The sequence below is a fragment of the Dysgonomonas sp. Marseille-P4677 genome (assembly GCF_016652235.1).
Lineage (GTDB): Bacteria > Bacteroidota > Bacteroidia > Bacteroidales > Dysgonomonadaceae > Dysgonomonas.
On sequence record NZ_JAEPKU010000029.1, the window covers coordinates 12,575 to 36,677 of the forward strand.

At 36.7% G+C, this 24,103-nt stretch carries 18 protein-coding genes; 8 read left to right on the plus strand and 10 right to left on the minus strand.

Annotation, left to right across the window (positions count from 1 at the left end; genetic code table 11):
* Positions 1-3: 3 nt before the first annotated feature.
* From JGH11_RS07450 to zupT, 4 genes are all read right to left on the minus strand, one after another.
* Positions 4-858 carry a hypothetical protein gene (locus JGH11_RS07450; RefSeq protein ID WP_201110950.1) on the minus strand — a complete coding sequence of 285 codons (855 nt, stop codon included), beginning with the start codon at positions 856-858 and terminating at the stop codon, positions 4-6.
* An 86-nt stretch (positions 859-944) separates the two neighbouring features.
* Positions 945-2,321 carry a hypothetical protein gene (locus tag JGH11_RS20165; RefSeq protein WP_236263903.1) on the minus strand — a complete coding sequence of 459 codons (1,377 nt, stop codon included), beginning with the start codon at positions 2,319-2,321 and terminating at the stop codon, positions 945-947.
* Between the two features lie 18 nt (positions 2,322-2,339).
* Positions 2,340-6,512, minus strand: a complete 4,173-nt coding sequence (locus JGH11_RS07455) for an alpha-2-macroglobulin (protein WP_236263904.1) — start codon at positions 6,510-6,512, stop codon at positions 2,340-2,342.
* Between the two features lie 106 nt (positions 6,513-6,618).
* The gene (gene zupT, locus JGH11_RS07460) at positions 6,619-7,413 is read right to left on the minus strand and encodes a zinc transporter ZupT (RefSeq protein WP_201110951.1); all 795 of its coding nucleotides are present in this window, start codon (positions 7,411-7,413) and stop codon (positions 6,619-6,621) included.
* Positions 7,414-7,592: 179 nt separating this feature from the next.
* On the opposite strand from zupT, the gene JGH11_RS07465 reads away from it, so the two are divergent.
* The 5 genes from JGH11_RS07465 to JGH11_RS07485 all read left to right on the plus strand — a co-directional run bounded on the left by JGH11_RS07465 (position 7,593) and on the right by JGH11_RS07485 (position 11,959).
* Positions 7,593-8,978, plus strand: a complete 1,386-nt coding sequence (locus JGH11_RS07465; protein ID WP_201110952.1) for an MFS transporter — start codon at positions 7,593-7,595, stop codon at positions 8,976-8,978.
* 118 nt (positions 8,979-9,096) lie between these two features.
* Positions 9,097-10,383: an Nramp family divalent metal transporter gene (locus tag JGH11_RS07470; protein WP_201110953.1), complete on the plus strand. Its 1,287-nt coding sequence runs from the start codon at positions 9,097-9,099 to the stop codon at positions 10,381-10,383.
* Positions 10,384-10,494: 111 nt separating this feature from the next.
* Entirely contained in the window at positions 10,495-10,950 is a 456-nt protein-coding gene (locus tag JGH11_RS07475) for a hypothetical protein (RefSeq protein WP_201110954.1), read from the plus strand.
* 22 nt (positions 10,951-10,972) lie between these two features.
* Complete coding sequence (locus JGH11_RS07480; protein ID WP_201110955.1) at positions 10,973-11,272, plus strand: Dabb family protein; 300 nt, start codon at positions 10,973-10,975, stop codon at positions 11,270-11,272.
* Between the two features lie 24 nt (positions 11,273-11,296).
* The gene (locus tag JGH11_RS07485) at positions 11,297-11,959 is read left to right on the plus strand and encodes a DNA alkylation repair protein (RefSeq protein WP_201110956.1); all 663 of its coding nucleotides are present in this window, start codon (positions 11,297-11,299) and stop codon (positions 11,957-11,959) included.
* A 51-nt stretch (positions 11,960-12,010) separates the two neighbouring features.
* On the opposite strand, the gene JGH11_RS07490 is transcribed toward JGH11_RS07485, so the two are convergent.
* From JGH11_RS07490 to JGH11_RS07500, 3 genes are all read right to left on the minus strand, one after another.
* A complete protein-coding gene (locus JGH11_RS07490) occupies positions 12,011-14,224 on the minus strand; it encodes a TonB-dependent receptor (protein ID WP_201110957.1) in 2,214 nt (737 codons plus the stop codon).
* Positions 14,225-14,307: 83 nt separating this feature from the next.
* Entirely contained in the window at positions 14,308-14,778 is a 471-nt protein-coding gene (locus tag JGH11_RS07495) for a hypothetical protein (RefSeq protein ID WP_201110958.1), read from the minus strand.
* A gap of 123 nt (positions 14,779-14,901) precedes the next feature.
* Positions 14,902-17,727 (minus strand): FAD-binding and (Fe-S)-binding domain-containing protein, encoded by a 2,826-nt coding sequence (locus JGH11_RS07500; RefSeq protein WP_201110959.1) that lies wholly within the window; start codon positions 17,725-17,727, stop codon positions 14,902-14,904.
* A gap of 500 nt (positions 17,728-18,227) precedes the next feature.
* Here JGH11_RS07500 and eno point away from each other — a divergent pair, with 500 nt between their 5' ends.
* A complete protein-coding gene (eno, locus tag JGH11_RS07505; RefSeq protein WP_201110960.1) occupies positions 18,228-19,523 on the plus strand; it encodes a phosphopyruvate hydratase in 1,296 nt (431 codons plus the stop codon).
* 118 nt (positions 19,524-19,641) lie between these two features.
* The gene (locus tag JGH11_RS07510) at positions 19,642-20,676 is read left to right on the plus strand and encodes an N-acetylmuramoyl-L-alanine amidase (protein WP_201110961.1); all 1,035 of its coding nucleotides are present in this window, start codon (positions 19,642-19,644) and stop codon (positions 20,674-20,676) included.
* A 28-nt stretch (positions 20,677-20,704) separates the two neighbouring features.
* Here JGH11_RS07510 and JGH11_RS07515 read toward each other — a convergent pair whose 3' ends face one another.
* A complete protein-coding gene (locus tag JGH11_RS07515; protein WP_201110962.1) occupies positions 20,705-21,400 on the minus strand; it encodes a hypothetical protein in 696 nt (231 codons plus the stop codon).
* A gap of 208 nt (positions 21,401-21,608) precedes the next feature.
* Between JGH11_RS07515 and pepE the strand changes: the two genes are divergently transcribed.
* Positions 21,609-22,316, plus strand: coding sequence for a dipeptidase PepE (gene pepE / locus JGH11_RS07520; protein ID WP_201110963.1), 708 nt, complete (start codon positions 21,609-21,611; stop codon positions 22,314-22,316).
* A gap of 20 nt (positions 22,317-22,336) precedes the next feature.
* On the opposite strand, the gene JGH11_RS07525 is transcribed toward pepE, so the two are convergent.
* Together JGH11_RS07525 and JGH11_RS07530 are read right to left on the minus strand one after the other, a co-directional pair.
* Positions 22,337-22,963, minus strand: coding sequence for a 4'-phosphopantetheinyl transferase superfamily protein (locus tag JGH11_RS07525; RefSeq protein ID WP_201110964.1), 627 nt, complete (start codon positions 22,961-22,963; stop codon positions 22,337-22,339).
* 182 nt (positions 22,964-23,145) lie between these two features.
* Positions 23,146-23,970: a hypothetical protein gene (locus JGH11_RS07530; protein ID WP_201110965.1), complete on the minus strand. Its 825-nt coding sequence runs from the start codon at positions 23,968-23,970 to the stop codon at positions 23,146-23,148.
* Between the last annotated feature and the right edge of the window lie 133 nt (positions 23,971-24,103).

Below are 24,103 nucleotides of genomic sequence, written 5' to 3' on the forward strand. Positions count from 1 at the left end.
TCCTTATTTATTAAATAGATCTTTGAACCAATATTTTATGGTCCAAATTCTTCTATATATTTTTCTTAGTCTAAAACGATGCTTGTAATGATATTTACTTGTATAATATTTATCTCTACGTGCCTGTATAGGATAGGTATCTAATAGAGTCCAGTTCCTCTGAAATATTTCGTTTGTCGATATTTCAGCTATTCCGTACTTCTTTGCTAAGATCGAATAAATACTTTGATCATGGCGATTTTCTTTAAATCCAGGCAGATTAGAAACACGTGAAGGCGAATCTGTAGCCAGACTATAATTATCGAGATAGGCCTGATACCAATCTTTCACAAATTGCATTACCAATGGGCTTTTCTTAAAAAATATAATAGTAGATTCAAACTGTGGAGTATGTGTATAGGATTTATCATTATATACATTATAATAGTCAAAAACATCGCCTTTAGTCCACTCATACTCATAATAAAGAGTCTCAGGCATACCATTATAACTTACCTCCTGGCTTTTTACACCAAGTATACCAGCGGACGCTTTATCTACTATATCATAATATTCCAACAACCGTGCTCTGCCACCGGGATTAAAGTAACATCCAATATCTGAATAGAGTAGAACATCTCCATCCTGCATGCCTTCAAGTATCTTTAGAATAAAATAGGGCTTCCAGCACCAATAGCCAAACCCTCTCGAATAGGGGATCAGATACCTCCCCCATAGTTTATAGAAGTCTTTATCTAAATCTTTTTCGCTGATTGTGTATATATCATCAAATACATTCATACTTTCAGCCATCTTACGGAAACGGGGAAACCCTTCTGTCAGATAGTAGCTGCCGAATGTACAGACTGCTCTTCTCATCAATGTTGTGTTGTGTTATTTTATAGTACAAAAATAGGATATTTATTTTACAAATATCCTATTTTATTATACGATTAAAATTCTGATTATTGTTTAACCTCTACCCAATAACCCGTAGTACGACTTTGTTCGGTAGGACTATACATAGGTTCATTACTTACCGCCGGCAAATAAAACTTGCCACAATAAGCAGCTTGAAGTCTGATACGGAACGAAGTAGAATATCCGCTACTCAGATTATAGTATGTATATACTCTATCGTCTCTGATATCCTGATAATTGAATGCTCCTGCAGTTCTGTTGTCAGCCTCATTAAATAAACGAGTATTAAAGATTTCCCATCCTGAAGCAAATATCTGACTCAAAGTCATGTCGGTCAGATACATTCCAGATATATTCTGAACAATCACATTAGCAAAAAACTCTGTACCTTGTTTCAAAGAAGTTACATCTAACTCTTTTCCATTTTCATCTACATACTTCACATACAGATTTGTTCCATTACTCATAGCCGGTGTATTATCAACTAGGGGGTGAGTACGTCCCAATAAACGGAAAAACAACTGCCCTTGTCCTTTATTCTTGATTGATACATTTACTTTCTCCTGTGGTTTCAAAGCTATTTCCTGAAAAACATCACCCGAATTGCCGTTGGCTTGCTTCACACCATTCAGTTCCCATTCGTATGAAATGACTCCTTTACCCATTTTTTTCGCTAGTCTGGACATAGCAATCAATCCAAAAGAAGCTTCCTGAGTTGTAATATATCTACCACTCAATCCTTCCGATACTTTATAGGCCAAGGCCAAGGCTTTTTCGGTCTTATCCAAAAGCAAATATGTTTCCAGAATCATTGCCATATCGCGGGTCGAACTGCCATAAGTATTGTTATTGAATGAATAAGGACCAACCATATCAGACAACTGGTTTATCAATTGATTTGCAGCATCTTTCTTTCCTGCTAGTGCGTAAGCTGCAGCCAATCTCCAGCGTGCTTGAGCTGATAGCCCATTCATTTCTTTCAGACGATTCATTGCCCCTAGCTCCGGTTCTCCGGCCAAAGCAAGAGTATATAAACGATACGCCTGCTGCAAATCTGACATAGAAGTACTATAGTATGACTTATAAAGTTCACCTCTGTTCCATGTTTGTGCCGATTTCTTTTGAAATTGCTTCCATTTCGTGATCACAGAAGTAGGTACATCACGTCCGGCTCGTTGAGCTTCGATAAGGAAATGCCCCGCATAAGTGGTAACCCATTCATTCGGATATGTATTACCCGGCCAGTAAGCAATACCTCCATCCATTAATTGACGGGATGATATTATCTTGATACCCTCCTTAATATTATTATCCATTACTTCCTTCTCTTTATTTGTGAATGGTCGGAAAGCATCTACAAACAATAAAGGAAATACCTTTGAAGTAACTTGCTCTGAACATCCATGCGGATAATCATGCAAATAAGATAAATTTTTTTTTCAAGCAAAAGACGGCATACGAGATATTTCGATCTTAGCCCAGTCTCCATCTTTTATTGACTCGAATGTTAAAGATAAATTAGCTGTATCATTCACAGGAACTAATGCCTGAGATGCCAACAAAACAGGTGGGTTTGGATTACGAATCTCTATATTGATAGTCTCTGTTGCTGTTTCACCATTGCCGGATGCTTTAATCACAACCTTCTCATAACCTGTTTTCTTACTCACCTTCACTTTAAAATAAACCATCTTATCTCCAGTTTCTGTAAACGAAACAGATTTTGTAGTTCCATCTGTAAATTGGAATAATCCTGTAGCCTGTACAGTAACAGTTACATTCTTAACCTTCTTATCCATAGCAAATACATTGACCGGGAGTAATATTTCTTCATCTGGCCCTGCCACACGTGGCAATGTAGAAAGTATCATCAATGGATTTCTTACAGGAACAGCTTTATCTGTACTTCCGTAAGCTCCTTTTGTGTTTCCGGCAACAACCATAACTCGCACCGATCCGAAGTAAGGTGGCAATGTAATTTTATGTATATCCGTCTTTCCTCCGCTAAGAGTAAATGGCCCAAGATATTTCACCACTGGTTTGAATCGGCTCATCGTATTGTTCGACGGTTTCAAGGCTTCATCACCACCAATACTCAACAATGGTCCTAATTTTCCGGTTTGCGCACCCACAACCATATCGAACATATCCCATGTACGGACACCCAAAGCCTGACGAGAATAAAAATCATTCCATGCATTTGGCGTTTTGAAAGATGTCAGATCTAGTAATCCTTCATCTACTACAGCCAGTGTATATGTCATATCTTTTTTATTCTTTTCGGATACGGAAACCGAGAATTCTTTTTCCGGACGAAGCTCATCAGGCATAGTAATTACAGGTAACAATACTGTTTCCTTATTTTCCACATTTATATTCAAAACTCCGTACATGCGAATAGGCAAATCATTATCTGTCTGCGCATGCGGCTGGAATAAGCTTGCGAAAATGTAGAAATTAGGAGCCATCTCCTCTGTTACTTTAAATGTATGTTTTGTATCTTCCTTTCCGCTTGTAGTTACCCACTCTCGCGATATCACCCGCGAACCATCTTCGATACTTATCAAAGCTCGTCCTTCAGAGCTTTTCGGTAATATAACAGTTGCTGTTTCACCTACATTATAAGATTGTTTATCGGTAGTAAATGAGAGCATAGTGAGTCCGCTCGGGTCTTGCTTATCGGAACGGCCTCTCCACGACGGCCAATCTACGTAAAGCACTTTACCTGTAGTATGTCCGCCTTGCCCATCTTTCACAATCACAAGATAACGTCCCCATTCGGGATATTCGATACGGAATTTCACCTTAGCTTTCCCTCCTGTTGTAGAAATATTCTCATCCAATACCACTTTTGTAGAGGTATTATTTACATAAGAGGCTAAATTATCATTAGAATTCCACCACCACGACCAATCAATTTTATATATTTTCACATTCAGATTAGAACGATTAATAGGCTTACCTTGGGGAGTCAAAGTAACAATATCCAACATATTGTCTTTGTCTGTCTCCATCCATCCATAATCAGATTCTGTCGGAGATTTAATTCCTATATAGGCAGAGAAAGGCGAGTATGGCACGGTCTGAGTATAAATACTCGCATCGCCACCCGATTCGAAAACCCGCGAAACAATATTTGCCCGAAGCATTCCAGGAGCACTGGCAGCTTGAGGTAAACTGCCTCTTATCGAAGCATTTCCCGAAGCATCTAAATGACCATCAAAAATCGCATATGTATCGGAAGAAAAGCTCGATGTAGGATTATTAAAAGAATACTTTTCATATCCTTTAAATGGAACGCTCGCCGTACTCAATGTCATTTCTACCTTTGATGCCAAATTTACTGCCGGAGCCCCATGCAACCATTGCGAAGATAATGCCCCCGTAAACGATCCTGAACCTGCATTGATCATATCGCCGACATCTAAACGAATTTTCAAACGGTTAGGTTTAACTGTTTCTATTTTTAATGTCTTGTAAAAAGTAACGCCACCGACTTTAACTCGTGCCTGCCAATTGCCCGTTATGGCACTTGCATCTGTAGCCATACGGAATGGATAGAATCCATCCTTACCGGATGTAGACACATAACGTTGGGCCAATTGTCCACGAGGTGTATATAGTTCGAGAGAAACAGGATGATCTTTAGGTAAAGTTTTCGCTTTGTCTTCAAGTATAAATGTCACATAAATAGAATCTCCCGGACGCCATACTCCACGTTCACCATATATATATCCTTTCAGCCCCTTCTGTATTTCTTTGCCACTAACATCGAAATTACTTAACGACAGAGATAAATTAGAGGTAACCTTCAGATAACCTTTCTCTTTATCACGAGATGCTATTATAGCAAATGGTACACCACCTTTATAATCTATCTCGGCAAATCCATCCCCATCGGTTTTCCCACTGCCAATACGTTGCATCTGATAGTTATAAACATCTACAGGTGAACCCGATATTGGCTTGGTTGTCAAAATATCAGTCAGTGCAACTAACATCTTCTTGTCAGAACCTAATTTTGCTGTGATGCCGATATTAGAAGCTAAGACTATACAACTATATGATTTATTCATATAAAATGTCGGATCGCAAGGATTATCCCGTTCTTCCCAGTTATAGTTGTCCCAATCCCAGTCTTCGGAATAATAATATCCCGGACGATCAAATTTAGCTTCATCTTCTTCACTCAGTTTGTTATCGAAACGTTCTAGTGAGGCTTCTTCCGGTATTTGAGGCACCATACCATCGCATGGATAAAGAGAGTATTCTTTCTTCATCGAAAACTCTATACGATATACCGCACCCGGATCTTGTTTGATCATTTTAGAAAGATCTAAAGAGTAGTTGTTCCACTCTTCTAACTTCATTGTAGGGTCTTCATCTAAACGAATACGCTTCTTCAATATAAGTCGACCGAAACGTTTCAATTCATCACTTTCCCCAAAATCATTTGCCTGTAAATAACCAAGAATATTATTTTCGAATATCTTAATAACTTTTACATCTACAGCCCAAAGATTTACAGCTTTGAAAGGGATGGTCAAATTCTCAGAATTAGGCAAAATATTCCCCGAACCAACTAGCTGAACTTCCGGTTTATTCTTCTCAAAGCTCACACTATAGACATAATCCTCTGTTAAAGCAATATTTGCAGCACTTTTAATCTCCTTGAATATCTTAAGTTCAAGACTTGTTCCTCTGGTCGTTTTATCCAGATAAAGTCTTAATACATTTTTCTGTACATCGAATGAGAAAGTCTCTACTGCTCCCGGCTGTATAAGCCCTTGTATATTTTGGCTCAAAGAAAGCGGATCGCTAAATGTTACACGAATACATTCTTGAGGGTCATATTCCATAGCAACATCTATAACCTGAAAATCAGGTATCTTAGGCATTTGTATTTTTATATCCTCATCTGTTTTTACATTAATAGCACTACCTTTTACATGAAGTGTATATTCCATGTCTATTTTTTCACGATAAAGGCTATCTATTAATATATTAAAACGGCCTTTAGCTTCGGTTGGTGTTATTTTAATCTTGGCATCTTTTGCCTTGTCTCCGCCACTTAGGGAAAACATTTTCTTTACATCTTCCAGGTCAGCATCATCAGCCAGTAGTACCGTACCTTTTACAGCATTCCAAGACAGATCATTATCCTTAATTGGAGAATAAGGTAATAATGAAACGTTATATTTCTGCTCAGGAACATGAAAATAAAAATAGAATTCTTTAAACTTTCCATCTACTTTCAGCACCTTATCCAGCTTAAACCAAGCTTCATATTCTTGTCCACGCTTAAGTTCTCCCGGCTCAGGAACGAACTTTATAGTGCGCGAATTTGTCCAATAAGCCTTCCCCTTTAGAGAGGGAGAAAACTCGAAAAGATTTTGATCAATCTCCTTATTCAGTTCTACGGTAGGAATATCCTGCGTAAGTTCTATCTGAATTTCGGAAGAAGACGAAACCTTCCCGAAGGTAAAGGCTGCAATATATTTTGCAAATTCAGAATCGATCTCCCGACTGCCACTTCTCTTACAAGAATTGAGTATAAGAAGGCTCCCGAAGAAAATAAAAAGAGAGCTGAAGATGAATAGCTTTTTTTTCATATTTGTATTTTTTGTGTCTGCTGTGTTAGTATCGTGTAAAACACAAATATAGCGGAATATTTTATAAACTACATAAGGAGAAGAGTTTATTATCGAACAATTGTAGTTATACAAACAAGTATAGACTAAAAGCCATAACCAGCATCCCGGCAACTAACCCCATAATGGAGATATGATGTTTCCCATACTTCTCTGCACTTGGGAGTAACTCATCGAGAGATATAAAAACCATAATACCGGATACAGCAGCAAGAATAACTCCATTCATAGCCGATGACCAAAACTGCATAAGAAAGAAATAAGCAATCAATGCTCCAAAAGGCTCGGCCAACCCCGAAGCAAAAGAGTACCAGAATGCTTTCTTTCGACTGCCTGTAGCATGGTAGATAGGAACTGCCACAGCAATCCCCTCAGGAATATTGTGTATGGCAATAGCTACTGTAATGGGGATAGCAACATCGAGCGAACCTAAGGCCGATGTAAATGTTGCTATACCTTCGGGAAAGTTATGGATGGCTATAGACATTGCAACAACAATCCCGGTTCGCTTCAAGGCCTTTTTTTTACCCATATCTTCAACTCCTTGTATTTCATGAGGATTCAGAGATTTTGGAATAGCAAAGTCAATCAGATTTATAATAGCAATACCGGCAAAGAACGCAAGTATTAAATATAAAGTGCCTAATTTATCACCGTAAGCAGAAACCAGTTCTAATTTCCCTTGCGGCATCATCTCCATAAATGATACATAAATCATAATCCCCGCCGAGAAACCGAGCGAAGCACACAAAAATTTAGTATTGGTATGCTTGGCTATAAGGGCTATAAGGCTACCTATACCGGTAGACAAACCTGCAATAGCAGTGAGAATAAATGCAAGTAGTATGTTTTGTTCATCCATATCAGAGATATCGATTAAGGAATTGATTATAGAAAGATGCAAAGATAAGCATTCGAGTGAAGTAAAGTCTGGTTTTTTATTATGAAATAAATAATATCCTTATATTCGTTTTCACAAAAGTAAACATTTAGGTAATTTAGAGGATTTATAAAAGGTGATGAATACTTAACAAATAATATATGGGCAATATACAGACAAAGTCAAATACCGGTACATTATTATTTACCATATGCCTAGCCTCTTCTCTTGTACCCTTTCTGGGATCAGCGTTAAATCTGGCTTTACCATACATCAACAACGAATTATCTTTGGATGCCATTACATCGGGATGGATTCCGACATCTTATATGCTGTCGACGGCTATATTTCAAATCCCATGTGCCCGAATAGCTGATATGATAGGCCGTAAAAAGGTCTTTGTAGCAGGTGTTATTGTATTGACAATCTTTTCCTTATTAAGTGGATTAGCCAGTACCGGAACAACATTGATTATATATCGTTTTCTTGCGGGGTTTGGCAGTGCAATGATGTTTGGCACGAGCACAGCTATCCTCACCTCATCCATTCCTATTGAGAAACGTGGCCAGTCACTAGGTATTGTTGCAGCAACTGTATACTTCTCGCTCGCAGCCGGGCCATTCTTAGGAGGCTTACTAACTCAATACTTTAATTGGCATAGTATTTTCTTTTTGTCGGCTTTTATAAGTTTAATAGTTGCTATCAGTGGTTATCTTGTAATAAAGGATGATTTTAAAGAGGACAAGCCCGGAAAATTCGATATAGTCGGATCTATCCTATTTGCAATAGGTTTATCATCTTTGATTTATGGCTTCTCGGAATTACCTCACTCACATGGTTTTATTTTAATAGGAATAGGAACTATAATCCTGATTTATTTTGCCCTTTATGAAAAGAAACAAGAATACCCCGTATTCAACATTCGCGTCTTTCTGGAGAACAGAATATTTCGCATGTCGGGTCTTTCTGCTCTCATAAACTATTCTGCGACCTTTGCCATATCCTTTATGTTGAGTTTATATCTACAATATGTACGAGGACTATCACCTCGCGATGCGGGTTTTATCTTAATTATCCAATCGGTAGTACAAGCTTTAGTCTCCCTTAAATCAGGTAAACTATCAGATAAAATGCCAGCGGCAACATTAGCTACACTAGGCATGGCTATACTTTCTGTTGGATTAATCGGATTATGCTTTATATCAGCAACCACCAGTTATTTATATCTGGCTATTGTTTTGATAATTTTAGGATTAGGCTTTGGAATATTTTCCTCCCCTAACACAAATATTATTATGAGTTCGGTGGATAAGAAACATTACGGTTTAGCATCTGCAACTATGGGCACAATGCGTCTGACAGGACAAGCTTTCAGTATGGGTATTGCTATCATGTCTATTTCATTGGTTATCGGAAATATTCAATTATCGCCGAACGTACATGCCGAACTCATTACCAGTATGCGTATCACATTCGCCATTTGTCTGATGCTATCTTTGTTTGGTGTGTATGCTTCGTCTATCAGAAATGAGAAAAAGATAAGATAAGAACTTCATTTAATTATCTATATATTATATCCAAAATTGGAAAGAAAGATTTACAAATAAAAAAACAAGGCGAAAACTGTCACTTTTGTCACCTTTTAGTTAAAATAGAGATATACAAATGAGAAATCTATTCAAGAAATTAAAAAAGGACTATAATACAATCAACACGAAGCAAAAATCAAGTATACTCGAAGTTATGAAGTATATAGGCCCTGGACTTCTTGTCACTGTGGGCTTCATAGATCCGGGTAATTGGGCTTCAAATTTTGCTGCAGGTTCAGAATTTGGTTATGCACTTTTATGGGTTGTAACGCTTTCCACTATCATGTTGATTATTTTGCAACATAATGTAGCCCACTTAGGTATTGTAACAGGACTTTGTCTTTCAGAGGCCGCGAACAAATATCTTCCACACATCGGTTCACGGGTTGTACTTTGGTCTGCAATCGGAGCATCCATATCTACCTCACTAGCCGAAATACTAGGAGGTGCTATTGCCTTGAATATGTTGTTCGATATTCCTATAAAAATAGGATCGGTACTTGTAGCTATATTCGTTTTCATTATGATGTTTTCCAATTCATATAAGAAGATTGAGAGGTATATCATTTTCTTTGTTTCTATGATTGGCTTGTCTTTCATTTATGAATTATTTCTAGTCGATATCGAATGGGGCGAAGCTGCGCAATCATGGGTGGTTCCATCTATACCGCAAGGGTCGATGCTTATTGTAATGAGTGTACTTGGGGCAGTAGTAATGCCACACAATCTTTTTCTACACTCGGAGGTTATACAGAGCCGACAATGGAATCTGCAAGATGAAAAGGTAATGGAAAAGCAACTTAAATATGAATTTTTCGACACTTTCTTTTCGATGCTTATAGGTTGGGCTATCAACAGTGCCATGATTCTGCTTGCCGCTGCAACATTTTTCAAACAAGGTGTAGTAGTTGACGATCTCCAACAAGCACACTCTTTATTACAACCCTTATTAGGAGAAAATGCAGTTATCATATTTGCTATTGCATTATTGTTGGCGGGTATTTCTTCATCCATGACATCGGGTATTGCCGCAGGATCTATATTTGCAGGTATGTACAACGAACCATATAACATTAAAGATATCCATTCTCGTATCGGTATTCTGATATCGCTCGGGGTAGGCTTGCTTATAATTTTTATGATCGGAGATCCATTTAAAGGCCTTATCATATCACAAGCTATTTTGAGTATGCAACTACCTATTACAGTTTTTTTGCAAGTAAGATTAACATCCTCTAAAAAAGTTATGGGGAAATATGCGAATACTTTATGGACGAAAATTCTGCTTTATGGGATCGCTATCATTGTAACACTTCTAAACATATTATTACTAGCCAGCTTTTTTATTAATATAAAAATATAAGGATAATATGCTATCTTTGAAGTCATCATTTGCAAGAACAGGAAAAGATTATTTAAAAAAATAAAAAGTCTGGACTGCTTATTTATCAATCAATTAAAACTTAGTTAGATTATGAGAAAGATTATAGTTGTTACAATATTTTGCTGCCTGTTTTTAGTATTAAATAGCGGATGTGGATCTAAATCATCCAAAGAAAATAATACAGAGACATCTTCTGTATCAGACCAACAAAAAGAACCGGCTAAGGCTAAATTTATAAAACTGGCTAAAGAAACCAACAAAAAAATGCCTATGCCAATACCGGGAGGAATAAGGATAGACAAGGTAGAGGCCGTATCGAAAACCGAGTTTAAGTATTATTACACTTTTACACAAACTCCGGCAGTATCGGCGGAAGAATTTATCAGAAATACAAAACCGGCTCTCACTCTGGGCCTGCAAACTGCAAAGGGAGAAGATCTGGATATGTTTAGAAAAGAAAAAATGAATCTCATATATGCTTATTACACAATGGACGGTAATCTATTTGCTGAAATACAAGTAACTCCGGCCGACTATATAAAGTAATTATAAATATAAAAATTTAGTTATGATTAAACATATCGTAATGTGGAAACTCAAAGAAGAGTCTCAAGGAAATGACAAAGCTACAAATGCTAAACTTATTAAAGAAAAACTGGAAGCCCTCAACGGAAAAATAGACGGTTTATTAAAATTAGAAGTGGGGATAGATTTTCTGGGAGGAGGAAACTTCGATGTAGTCCTTTATTCCGAATTATCAAAAAAAGAAGACTTGGATATTTACCAAAATCATCCATTACATCAAGCGTTATTACCTTTCATCAGAGAAGCTGTAATAGACAGAAAAGCTGTAGATTTTGAAGTATAAGGAAACAGATTGGTTTACATACTTATGCAAAATATAATAAAAGATATCCGTACCCGCTGTCGTTTGTCTATGAATGGAGTAGCTTCTACAAGCATGCGACAACGAGGACTTACATACAAAGTCAACTTTGGACTGAATATCCAACAAATAAAAGATTTAGCTACTCGTTATCAACCTGATGCAACATTAGCAGCTACGCTATGGTTAGAGGATACTCGGGAGTTAAAAATTCTGGCAACGTTACTTTATCCGATAAATGATTTCAATCAAGAGACTGCCAATGTGTGGGTAACTGAGATTCCCAATCAAGAGATAAGGGAACAAGTTTGTCTCAACCTGTTTCAAAATCTTCCTTTTGCCAATCAGTTGGCATTAATGTGGTCTAACTCGGATAATGAAGGTACACGTACAACCGGTTATTGGTTGCTGACACGATTATTCCTCACAAAAAAAGCAACCCCTGTATCATTCGACGCATTCAGCTCCATCTTAAATGATGTTATATCTGATAATACATTTATAAGAAACGCTGCATCACTTGCTCTAAAACAGATAGGAAGACAATGTAAAGAACAAGCTGATTGGATTCTGGAAAAATTATCTATATACAAAGACGATAATAATCTTATAAAACGGGAAGCTTATAATAGTCTGGCTTTTGAGTTCGAATATTATTTTGAAGAATAGAGAAAGCGTTAAGAGCACCGACTCTTAACGCTTCAAATATAGTCAAGATTCTTACTTTCCTATTGCATATCTTAGCCCAACATAGAACTTACGACCCATTGTAGGCCCCCATACCATTGTAGCATCAAAATCGTTGCTGAATGGGTTTTCAGAAGAGATAATAGGGTTCTTTTGTTTAAAGTCCGTAATATTTTCTGCTCCTACATAAATACTCCAATTACGGAAATTCTTTGTAATCTGAGCATTGAGAATAGTGAAGGAGTCGAAAGTTGTACTCCATAGAGGATTGACCGCATCCGGAGTGGGCATACGACCACCACCATTAAACTGAGCAGTAAGATCAAAAGCCCATTTTTTCAGTCTGGTCTCGTACGAACCTGTTACCAGTGCTTTATAGTCGCTGATTAAAGGTTTTTTCATCAATTTACCTCCATATTCAGTTTTAGCGTCAGTCCAGCGATAAGCACCTAGAATATTAAAGCCTCTAAATAAAGGATAAGATACTTCTACCTGATAACTATTGGCATACGATTTGTCTTCCAGATTATAGAACTTTACGGCATGAGGATCAGAGTCGACATCAGTAACAACCTGATTATCGAAATCGGTCCGATACCATTCTCCGGATATAGTCAGTTCTTCGCCTTTAATTGGAATATGAAAAGATATGCTTGTTCCATAATTCCAAGCTGCTTCCTGACTTAGATTGTCAGCTATCTCTATCTTACGGCTACTTGCTAAATAGTAACTATTCTCAGGCATTACAAAAACAGTACGATAACCTTTACCAGCCGATGCTCTCATATTGAGCCATTCTACCGGCATATACTTCAAATGTAGGCGAGGTGTTACAAATGTCTTCTTATGAAGCGAACTATAGTCTGTGCGAAAACCAGCCAGTGCTATAAACTTGTCATCCAAATTGAAAGTATATTGAAGGTAGCCTCCTGTAACAGTTTCTTCGTCCGGCTGTGAGGCAATAGGTTGAGCCAGGAAGGTTGTTTGATTGTATTTATCCCAATTCATACTAAGTCCCGCACTCAATTGGTGCTTCGGACCAAAACTTGTTTCATACATTAAAGAAGCATACAAATTATTACCATATACATTATATCGATTGATAGCATATTGAGACTTCTGATCATGATACGAACCGGTAAATATGAGCGCAATATTCCCATTCCGTTCCTCATCTAATATATAAGAGTTCTTTGTATAAAATTCCCCTCTATTTGCATTAACTGAGATTTGATAAGGATTATCCTTGTTTATCGAAGATGGAAGCAAGGTATGCATCGTTTGTCCGCTGGTACGATAATCTTGCAAAAAACGGAATCCGAATTGTGAAGCATATTTCCCTGACATATAATGCCAACGGTTCATCAAGTTAAATTGATGTTTTTTAGGAGCATCCAGAAAACCATCATCATTATCATCATGCGATGCAGTCTCATTCGAATAATGAACAAATACTCCGGTATTCAATTTATCATTCAATATGAATGCCGCGTCAGCATTTGCTTCATATCGTCCGGCATCACTGGCAAAAACATTCAAACTCAACGGGTCGGCTGTATTAGGCTTCTTATACTCAATATTCATCTGACCTGTTATCGACTCATATCCATTTTTAACTGAAGCCGCACCTTTTGAAATCTGAATACTTTCCATCCAGGGACCAGGAATATAGTCGAGTCCATAGACAGAAGCCGTACCTCGCAAATTCGGATAATTTTCAGTAAGAGTCTGCACATAGGTCCCTGCCAAACCTAGCAATTGGATTTGCTTGGCCCCTGTTACAGCATCACTAAAAGATACATCTACAGAAGGGTTTGTCTCGAAACTCTCTGACAGATTACAACAAGCTGCTCGATGCAACTCTTTTGTTGTTATCTTCTCTGTATGTAAGAGACTTGTGCGCGACTTAATTGTTCCCGGAGGCGTCTTTTCTATAATCACCTCACCTAATTCATTATCTTCATCCAACACAATATTTTGCACATCACTAAAAGTATGTATGTGAACCACTTTATCTTTAAAACCAATATAGTTAATCTCTAACATATGATCTTTATGTGGAGTTCCTGCTATTTCGAAGTATCCTTCTTCATTCGTGACTACAGCTGCTTTGGAATTTTCCCAATGTACACTAGCTCCTATTAAAGGTTGTTTCTGGCTATCAAACACATATCCCTTAAGGATGTCTTTGGCAAGAGTATGTGTAGTAAATAATAGTAAAAATATAGATAGAATTATTGCTTTCATTTGATTCTGAATAATGTTTATAAATATACAATAAGGTATCCTTGTATATCAGACCGATATACAAGACAAGTATATTTAATGAATCAAATAATAAGTACCCGAATAAGAGACAGATATTCTCTCGGGAGTATCTCTGGCGGCGATTTAGAGTTTATAAAGCCATTTGCGCTATCCGTCCTTTGCAGCAAAGTATTTGTAAGTGCTACATGATAAGAAGCATCTGAAATCCATACAAAAGGAATTATAACATGAGGTCGGAAAGAAGATGCATCTATATCTACAGTTACACGTGAAGCGGAACAATGAGGATCTTTTGTATAAGAGACATTATCATAAGTATCTTCTTTTGATACTTTCTCCATAGAACAACAACTCATTACTTCGCTATCGTTCCCATGAGTATCTTCAATACAACAGATATGTTGTTGTGTCAAAAAAAGAGTCTGACCACCACATGAAGAACAACAGTAGTCTATAACAGTTACTCCGGCACCCGTGAGAAACACAGTAGCAGCAACGATTATAATTATAATTGATTGGCCAAACTTTTTCATATCAAGAACAAAGGTAATAGATTAGAAAATACATTCACTTGTTTTAATAAAATTTATTTATTACATCAATATTTTTTACACCTATTTACTTTATAGTAAATACCACATATAGATAATTAATCATCATCTTGTTACCTCATCAATCAAATAAAATATAGACTTGAAATTAATGTCACTGTACTCACTCATTCCTATTTCGCACGTACGGCTTGTTGAATACCCATCTTCACAATCAGCAGGTATCTGTTCATTCAGATGACGCTGTCCATGAGCATTGAGTTCCGGATAAGTAAATCCCCTGTCTCCGGCAAAGCCACAACAATTACTTTCTACTAAAGTAACTTCTTTCGAACACATTTCGGCCAATTGCAACAGTTTCTGTTCCATACCTATTTTCTTTACCGAACAAACAGGAAATACTGCCACTACTTGGCGAGGATGCTTTACTTCCAATCGAGGCATTACAAAATCGAGCATAAACTCTATTGGATCATATATCTTCAAATCCTTATTATCATTGGCTTCATGAAATGTATAGAAGCAAGGGCTCATATCGAATAGTACGGGATACTTTCCTCCTTCTGATGCTTTCAACAAAGCGTCTTCCAACTCTTTCGACTTACGCATTCCTTCTTCTTTCAGCCCTTTACTGCTGAATGCCATACCACAGCAAAGATTATTTATTCCTTCGGGATAAATAATAGTAAAACCTGCACGCTGAAGTAACTCTTGAGTTTTACGTGTTAGTTCCACATCCTCATTGTCATATCCTTTCGATTTACCCATCGAACGATTTATGCAAGATGGAAAATAAACTACTTTGTCAGGCTGTCCTTGATTGACTACTGTTTCTTTTATTTTACGAGCTCCTTGCGGCATATCTTTATTCCATTTTGGAATAGCATTAAAGGAGAGTGTTCTCATTGCCGATGCTAATCCTCCCATAAGTGTATCGCCCAGTATGGAATGGAAAAAGTGAACAAAATTAAGACCTCCACGTAATATTGAAGTCGCACCGTTCATCCTGTTTCCAATATACGAAGCTACGCTCTTAGCAGTATCCGAAGCCTCATTATGTCGCAAATCTTTTATAAACTTACCTGTATCTATCTTGACCGGGCAAACCAAACCACAAAGCCCATCGGTGGCACAAGTCTCATTCGAATAATACTTGGCATCATGCAACATCTGTTTGAGGCGTACTGAATCTTCACCTTGTACTTTCAAACGTGACACTTCACGGGCAATAACGATACGCTGCCGAGGAGATAATGTCAATCCTTCCGATACGCAATTCGGCTCACAAAATCCACACTCCATACATTTATCAACTATTTCGTTTACAGCAGGTAAAGGCTTCAGGTTTTCAAGGTGTATCTTAGGATTTTCATTAATTATTACACCCGGATTTATTAAATGATGTGGGTCAAATATTTTCTTTATTCTGAGCATTATTTTATAAGCTACCTCCCCCCATTCTTTTTCGACAAAAGGAGCCATATTTCGGCCCGTACCATGTTCGGCTTTAAGAGATCCGTCGAATCTGTTGACTACAATATCAGCTAATTCATCCATCATATCCGCATAGCGTTGGACTTCACTTGCAGTACTAAAATCCTGAGAAAAGTTCAGATGTAAATTACCTTCAAGAGCATGACCGAAAAGAACTGCATCGTGATATTCATATTTCTTGAATAATGCCTTTAAAGCTATACATGCCTCAGCCAAACGAGGTACAGGAAAGGCCACGTCTTCGATGATACATGTAGTTCCGGTTTTTCTTAAACCGCCAACAGAAGAAAGCAAACCTTTACGCGCTTTCCAGTTGAAATTATATTCCCTTGGGTCTGATGTAAAAATATATGGTTGGATTGTAGGTATTGTTTCAACAGCTTTACGAATCACTGCTTCTTTCATATCCATATCCGCTTTCTTATTAGCTTGTATTTCCACTAAAAGCACACAGGCTGTTTCAGGCATTTTACGAAAATAGTCAGGAGCATCCGGATCGTCCTCAACCGAACGGATGGAATCTCTATCTAGTAATTCTACAGCAGAGACTGGGCTTTCCCGCAGAAAAGGCACTGCCTCACAAGCCAATTCGATAGTTTCAAATATCATCAAAGCACATGCCTTATATTTTTCATCTATTACAGTATAATATGTTATATCGGATATAAAAGCTAACGTTCCCTCCGAACCTATCATTAAATGCTTGATAATATCAAAAGGGTCTTCATAATCCACTAATGCATTTAGACTGTATCCCGTAGTATTTTTAATCTTAAATTTTCGTTTTATTCGTTCCGCTAATACTTTATCAGACTTAACATCTTCTCTCAGTTGCTCTATCCCTTTTAGAATTTCCGGATGGCTCTTAAAAAATGAGTTTTTACTATCTTCATCTGCCGTATCGAGAATAGTGCCATCATAAAGTACAATACGGATATCAGCTATGGTTTTATATGAATTTTGCGCTGTACCGCAACACATTCCACTTGCATTATTTGCAGCTATACCTCCAATCATAGCAGCATTGATCGATGCCGGATCCGGCCCTATTTTCCGACCGAAAGGTTTCAAATAGATATTCGCCCTTGCTCCGGTTATACCCGGTTGTAATCGTACTTTCAGACCATTATCATCCAAAATTGTATACTTCCGCCACTCGTGTGTTGCCACCATAAGCACTGAGTCGGTAATTGCCTGTCCCGATAGGCTTGTTCCAGCAGCACGATATGTTACAGGTATATTTAATTTACCCGTCTGCCGTATCACCTCAACAGCTTCGTCCTCGGTATGTACCTGCACAACTATTTTGGGTATCAGCCGATAAAAACTGGCATCTGTTCCATAAGCCAGAAGTTGCAACGGGTTCGTTATTATACGTTTGGCCGGAAGTGTTTTCGACAACACTTCTTTTAGTTGCTGGTAATTAGCAGGTAGCATAACATTCTCTTTTTAGTTAATCTTAATAGACGAAATAAAACAAATGCAAGTTATAAAACATATCCGAGATTCTATTATTTTGACGAATTATAGTTTCCAACAATACAAGCAACATCAAATAGCTTTTTCTAAAAAGGTGACAAAAGTGACACTTTTCGACAAAAAATAAAATAACAAGTTATTGTTACCTTTATTAGTCTGCTTTTATCTGTTCAATATAGATAAAGAATAATATATTTTATATTCGGTTATCCTGAGCTTAAAAAAGTCTACCCCCTATATAAGAATAAAAGGGCATTTCCCTTTACACCATGACACAAAGAGTATTTGTTATACGAAATTGCTAAATATAAAAATAAGAACGCCCCTACATTATCTAAAAGCGAGAAATTCCACCCTATTAATTCTATAAATACAAGAAAAAAGAGTATTTTTGTTGGTCTCAATAGCAAACGAAAAAACAAAATATATTATTCATTTTAATTAAATTAATAAGAACAATGAGAATCGAGAAAATTTTCGCACGTGAAATCTTGGATTCAAGAGGAAATCCTACGATTGAAGTTGACGTTACACTTGAATGTGGCATATTAGGACGTGCTGCTGTACCTTCTGGTGCATCAACAGGAGAAAACGAAGCTTTAGAACTTCGCGATGGCGACAAAAAACGTTATGGTGGAAAAGGTGTAACTAAAGCTGTTGATAACGTAAATAAAATTATCGCTCCTGCATTGATCGGTGACAGTTCTTTGGAACAAAGAGCCATTGACCAAAAAATGATCAAACTTGACGGTACTAAAACAAAATCTAAACTTGGTGCAAATGCTATTCTTGGTGTTTCTCTTGCTGTAGCTAAAGCTGCTGCAAACTACCTTGAAATGCCATTATATCGCTATATCGGTGGAACTAATACATATACATTACCTGTACCTATGATGAACATCATCAATGGTGGATCACACTCTGATGCTCCTATCGCATTCCAAGAGTTCATGATTCGTCCAATCGGTGCTAAATCTTTCAAAGAAGGTTTGAGAATGGGTGCTGAAGTATTCCACGCATTGAAGAAAGTGCTTCACGATCGTGGTCTTAGCACTGCTGTAGGTGATGAAGGTGGTTTCGCTCCTGCACTTAACGGTACAGAAGATGCCTTGGATTCAATCCTTAAAGCTATTAAAGATGCTGGCTACAAAGCTGGAAAAGATATCACTATCGCTCTAGACTGTGCTGCTTCTGAATTCTTCAACAGAGAAACAAAAGTATACGATTATAGCAAATTTGAAGGTAAAGGCGGAGCAAAACGCAAAATTGCTGACCAAGTTAAATTCCTTAAAGAACTTACTGAAAAATATCCTATCGATTCTATCGAAGACGGTATGGATGAATCAGACTGGGACGGATGGAAAAAACTTACCGATGCTATCGGAGACAAAGTACAATTAGTAGGTGATGACTTATTCGTTACTAACGTTGACTTCCTTCAAAAAGGTATCGAAACCGGATGTGCTAACTCTATCCTTATCAAAGTAAACCAAATTGGATCACTTTCTGAGACATTGGATGCTATAGAGATGGCTCACCGCGCAGGTTATACAAGTGTAACATCTCACCGTTCGGGTGAAACAGAAGACGCTACAATTGCAGATATCGCAGTAGCTACAAACTCTGGACAAATCAAAACTGGTTCACTTAGCCGCACAGACCGTATGGCTAAATACAATCAGCTTCTTCGCATCGAAGAAGAGCTTGGTGAAAGAGCTGTTTACGGATGGAAACGCGTACAACGTAAAAAATAAGAATTATTTTTCTTAATATATATGAAAAGCCGGTACTCTTCAGAGTATCGGCTTCTTGTTTTATGGAGATATCCTTATCTTTACAGAGAACAGCAACAAGGTGATATAAATTGAAATCATGAAACGTGTAAATATTATTATACTATCATTCTTATTCTTCGGCATCTGCAATTCAATATTTTCTCAAAACGATAAAGATTCTCCCCGTGATGGAGAAGGGATACATTCTTTTTTAAAAAGGAACAACCGTATCGGAAATAATTATTATGAACAGTTTTTAGAACTGAACAAAAATAAATTGGGCAAAAGAAATACCTTGCTAAAAGGAGTGACCTATACCCTCCCTTCCATATCAAAAGGAAATAAAGAAGACCAACTCTCTAAAAAGAGTAATAACAAAGAAAGTAGCCCAATATACATAGAGCCTCTTTTTGGTTCAGCTTATGAGCAATATACCATTAAGTCTAATAAACTTAAAGGTGCTTGCTTCTATCTTTCGAGTGGACATGGAGGTCCCGATCCGGGAGCTATCGGAAAAGTTGATGGTTACAGCCTACACGAACATGAATATGCTTACGATATCACTTTGCGACTCGCACGTTGCCTGCAAGAAGAAGGAGCCACGGTACACATTATCATACAAGACACTCAAGATGGTATCCGAGACGATAGATATCTGAGTAATAGCGATCGTGCCACGTGTATGGGCGAAACAATACCATTAAATCAACTAAAGAGGTTGGAACAAAGAAGTAATAAAATAAATGATTTAGCAAGAAAAACGAAGGAAAAGTATAAAAGGGCAGTCTTCATTCATCTAGATAGCAGAAGTCAAAAAAAACAACTTGATGTATTTTTCTATTATGCAAAAAACAGCAGTGGAGGAAAGAAACTAGCTAAAACAATGCAGGAAACTTTTGCCAGCCACTACGATAAACACCAACCCAATCGAGGCTTTACAGGTACAGTAAGTATGCGGGAACTATATGTGTTAACCAATACAACCCCCGTCGGAATTTATGCAGAACTGGGAAATATCCAAAATAGCTTTGACCAACGGAGATTTCTAGACCCCAATAACCGACAAGCATTAGCTAACTGGATGTGCAGAGGATTTATAAAAGATTATGACAATTGGAAAAAAGGAAGGTAAACTTCCTATGCGCACAAAGATTGTATTCTCAATAATCTGAACAGCCAAATAGTTTATCATTTAAAGCTTGTCCTAAATTTCTATAAAAAGGATAAGTTTCATATGATATCAATGTCTTATCCTGTGCGTCAATCTCAAATTCTTCAATTTCAATATTTCTGAATCCCTTTTGTTTAACTATTCTCCAAATAAACTTATCGAGTTGAGCATGATAGTATAATCTATTACTCCTCGTATCTTTCGATTTATATTGAGAATATGTTTTGGCAATCTCTTTAGCTTCCTTTTCTGAAATTAGTTTAGTATCATATAACGAATAAATCTTTTTTAAAAGCTCAAAATCTATAGGTTTTGTAATACTATATATACTGTCAAAGTATATTTCATACCCAGAAGAATATCTAGTGGTATATTTGTAAACATTTTTGAAACCAATCTTTTGACCATCCAAGTTGTAAAAATCATAAAGGACCTTGCCTCCTTTATTATATTGGGAGTGAGGAATTATTTCATTAGCTGACAACAATAATTCATCAGCAATGTAATAATCTTCTGTAGCAAAAACAAACTTAAAAGCCTTGTCAAAATCAAAGCCTATATTCTGCTGAAAAAGGCTATCACTCGCTTCCCTGCATTTATTATTCTTTACAAGATATGTTTTTTGAGAGAATAAACTAATTGCTATGATAAAAATACCAGCTAATAAGAGTAGTCGTTTTTTCATGTCTTTAGGTCTTTTAGTAAGAATACAAACAAATATAAAAAATGATTTTATAATCAAATCAGTCTATATCATTTTTTTTTACTTTATCTATATCAAGAATTTAATATGGAAAAGATATAATTTCGACTTAGCCTCTGTTAAACCAAAATAAACTCGTACCTTCTCTATGTTTAAATAGTTTTGTATATTTGTGAAAAAAGTTATTATTATGAGGTTACTACTAATCAGCAATTCTACCAATCCGGGAGAAGCATATTTAAATTACCCAAAAGAAAACATTAAAGAATTCTTAGGGGAGAAACATATCAAAGCTTTATTTATCCCTTATGCTGCCGTAACTTTCTCGTATGACGAATATGAGGAAAAAGTAAATAACCGTTTTAAGGATATAGACCATAGTGTAATAGGCATTCATCACTTCAATAATCCTGTAAAAGCAGTGGAAGAAACTGAAGCTATTATTGTTGGCGGAGGAAATACATGGAAACTGGTACGCACAATGAGAGATAATGGACTCATTGAAGCTATCCGGAAGAAAGTAGAGACCGGGACTCCATATATTGGCTGGAGTGCTGGATCGAATGTAGCATGTCCTACTCTACGTACTACTAACGATATGCCAATTATTGACCCTAAGGGATTTGATGTAATTGATCTTGTCCCTTTTCAAATAAATCCTCATTATCTTGATGTACACCCTCAAGGCCATGGAGGTGAAACAAGAGAAGACCGCATTAACGAATTCATCGCCGAAAACAAGGATTTATATGTTGTAGGGCTTCGTGAAGGAACAATGTTAAATCTCGAAAATGAAAGTCTAAAATTAATAGGTAAGAAATCGGCCCGTATATTCAAGTATGGACAAGAACCAAAAGAACTTGAAGAAAAAGATGATTTCAATTTTCTTTTGAAATAAATATAATTATGTCTGGAAGATCAGTTCTGCTCTTCCAGGCAGACCATTACAAAATCTTTATCAACGTTATAATACGCCTCAAACTGATGCCTTGATTCGGTACGAGATTCTGAAGTAAAAAATTGCCCTTCTTTTTTCGGAACAAAGTTTTCTACAAAGAGGTGTTTTCGAAAATCTATACTATCCGAATCCAGAAATTTAAACATTGCTTCTTTTGCAGACCAATGTAACAATAGGTGTATCAATTCATTATTCGGATCTATATACTCATCCGCCCCTATCACACGACTCTGCACACGCCGAATCTTTTCTGAAATCTGCTCTATATCAAGACCTACCGGCTTTAATTTATTTATGGCTACTGCCACAAATTTTTTAGTATGTGAAACACTTATATAATGTGACTGATCTGTCAGATGAGGCTTTCCTGAGGTAGTGTAATAAACCTGTCTTTCTTCTCCTACGAGTTCTTTTATTAGTAATCGGGCTGCTAAAATCTCCAATACCCGAGATTCTGATTTTATTGTATGTATATTTTCTATCCATTCATGATTCGACAATCCACTTAGCAAAGCTTCTCTCGATTCTTCTATTTGCCATATTCCAATCAATGTAGATGGGGTTATATTTTTTTTTATATATAGCATATACCTATTACAAGTGATTTTCTTCCTATTTCAAAGGTAGCACTTTTTTTACGAGAAATCCAGACATAATAAAAACAAAGATAGTAATCAGGCTAACCTGATTACTATCTTACTAATTATATTATTCTTTTTCTACGAAATTGTAGTACTTACCTAGTACCAATCCATTTTGTCCGTCATAATTAGAAATAGAATGTTACATTTAATGCTGAAGAATAAGCAACCTTAAAATCCACATTACTGCTTGAATAAAGACCATCTTCCGATATCTCCTCTACTCTTCCTTCTGCAGCGTTCCATCTTTTTTTAGTAGAATTTCCTTTACCAGATGTTTGCATATTGAAACCAATGCCAACTTCACCTCCAATCGACATCTTAGGAGCAAAGAAATATTCAACACCTGCAAAGCCACCCAATTTAGCATAAAACTTACCAGCTTCTTTATCTTTATAAGAAACTACATTTGTATTTGCATTTATTTCATTTCCCGGATCGAATGTTGTAGATTCTGAACCAAAACCTACACCTACTTCAGGTCCAAAAAAACCTTGAAGACGTCCATAGCCACGACGTACTTCATAACCTACAGTTAAACCGAATTTATTGTTTGAAAAAGTTTTTTTGTCTTCTACTTGTTCTTCATTATTTCCTCCTATTTTTGAAACCATCTTTTTATTTGTTGAAGAACCAAGACCAATATGTAATTTCGCACGGATAGCTGCTTGGTCTGTCAAAAAATATTTACCATAGATTGTTGCAATGTTTTGATCCCCTAAAAATCCATCTGAATAGAAAAACTTCGGTTTATCGCTACTCTCTCCTAACCCAACTAGCGAAAGAAGATCTATTCCTATTGCAAAATCTCCGGCTTGTGGAAGGATTTTTTGTCCTCCTTTAGTTGTAGTGCCCATTTGACGATCTACACTCGAAGATGAAAATTCATTAGTTTGTGCGTTTACTGAAGTTAGTGATAAGCTTAGCATTAATGTAAAAAATACTTTTTTCATTTGTCTCTAATTGTTTTTGATTTGTTCAGTTAATTTATATAAAATTTGTCGCAACAAAAATATATAATTTAGATTCTAAAAACATAGTTTATGGAAATATTTATTAACATTAACTAAAAATACAACATCAATG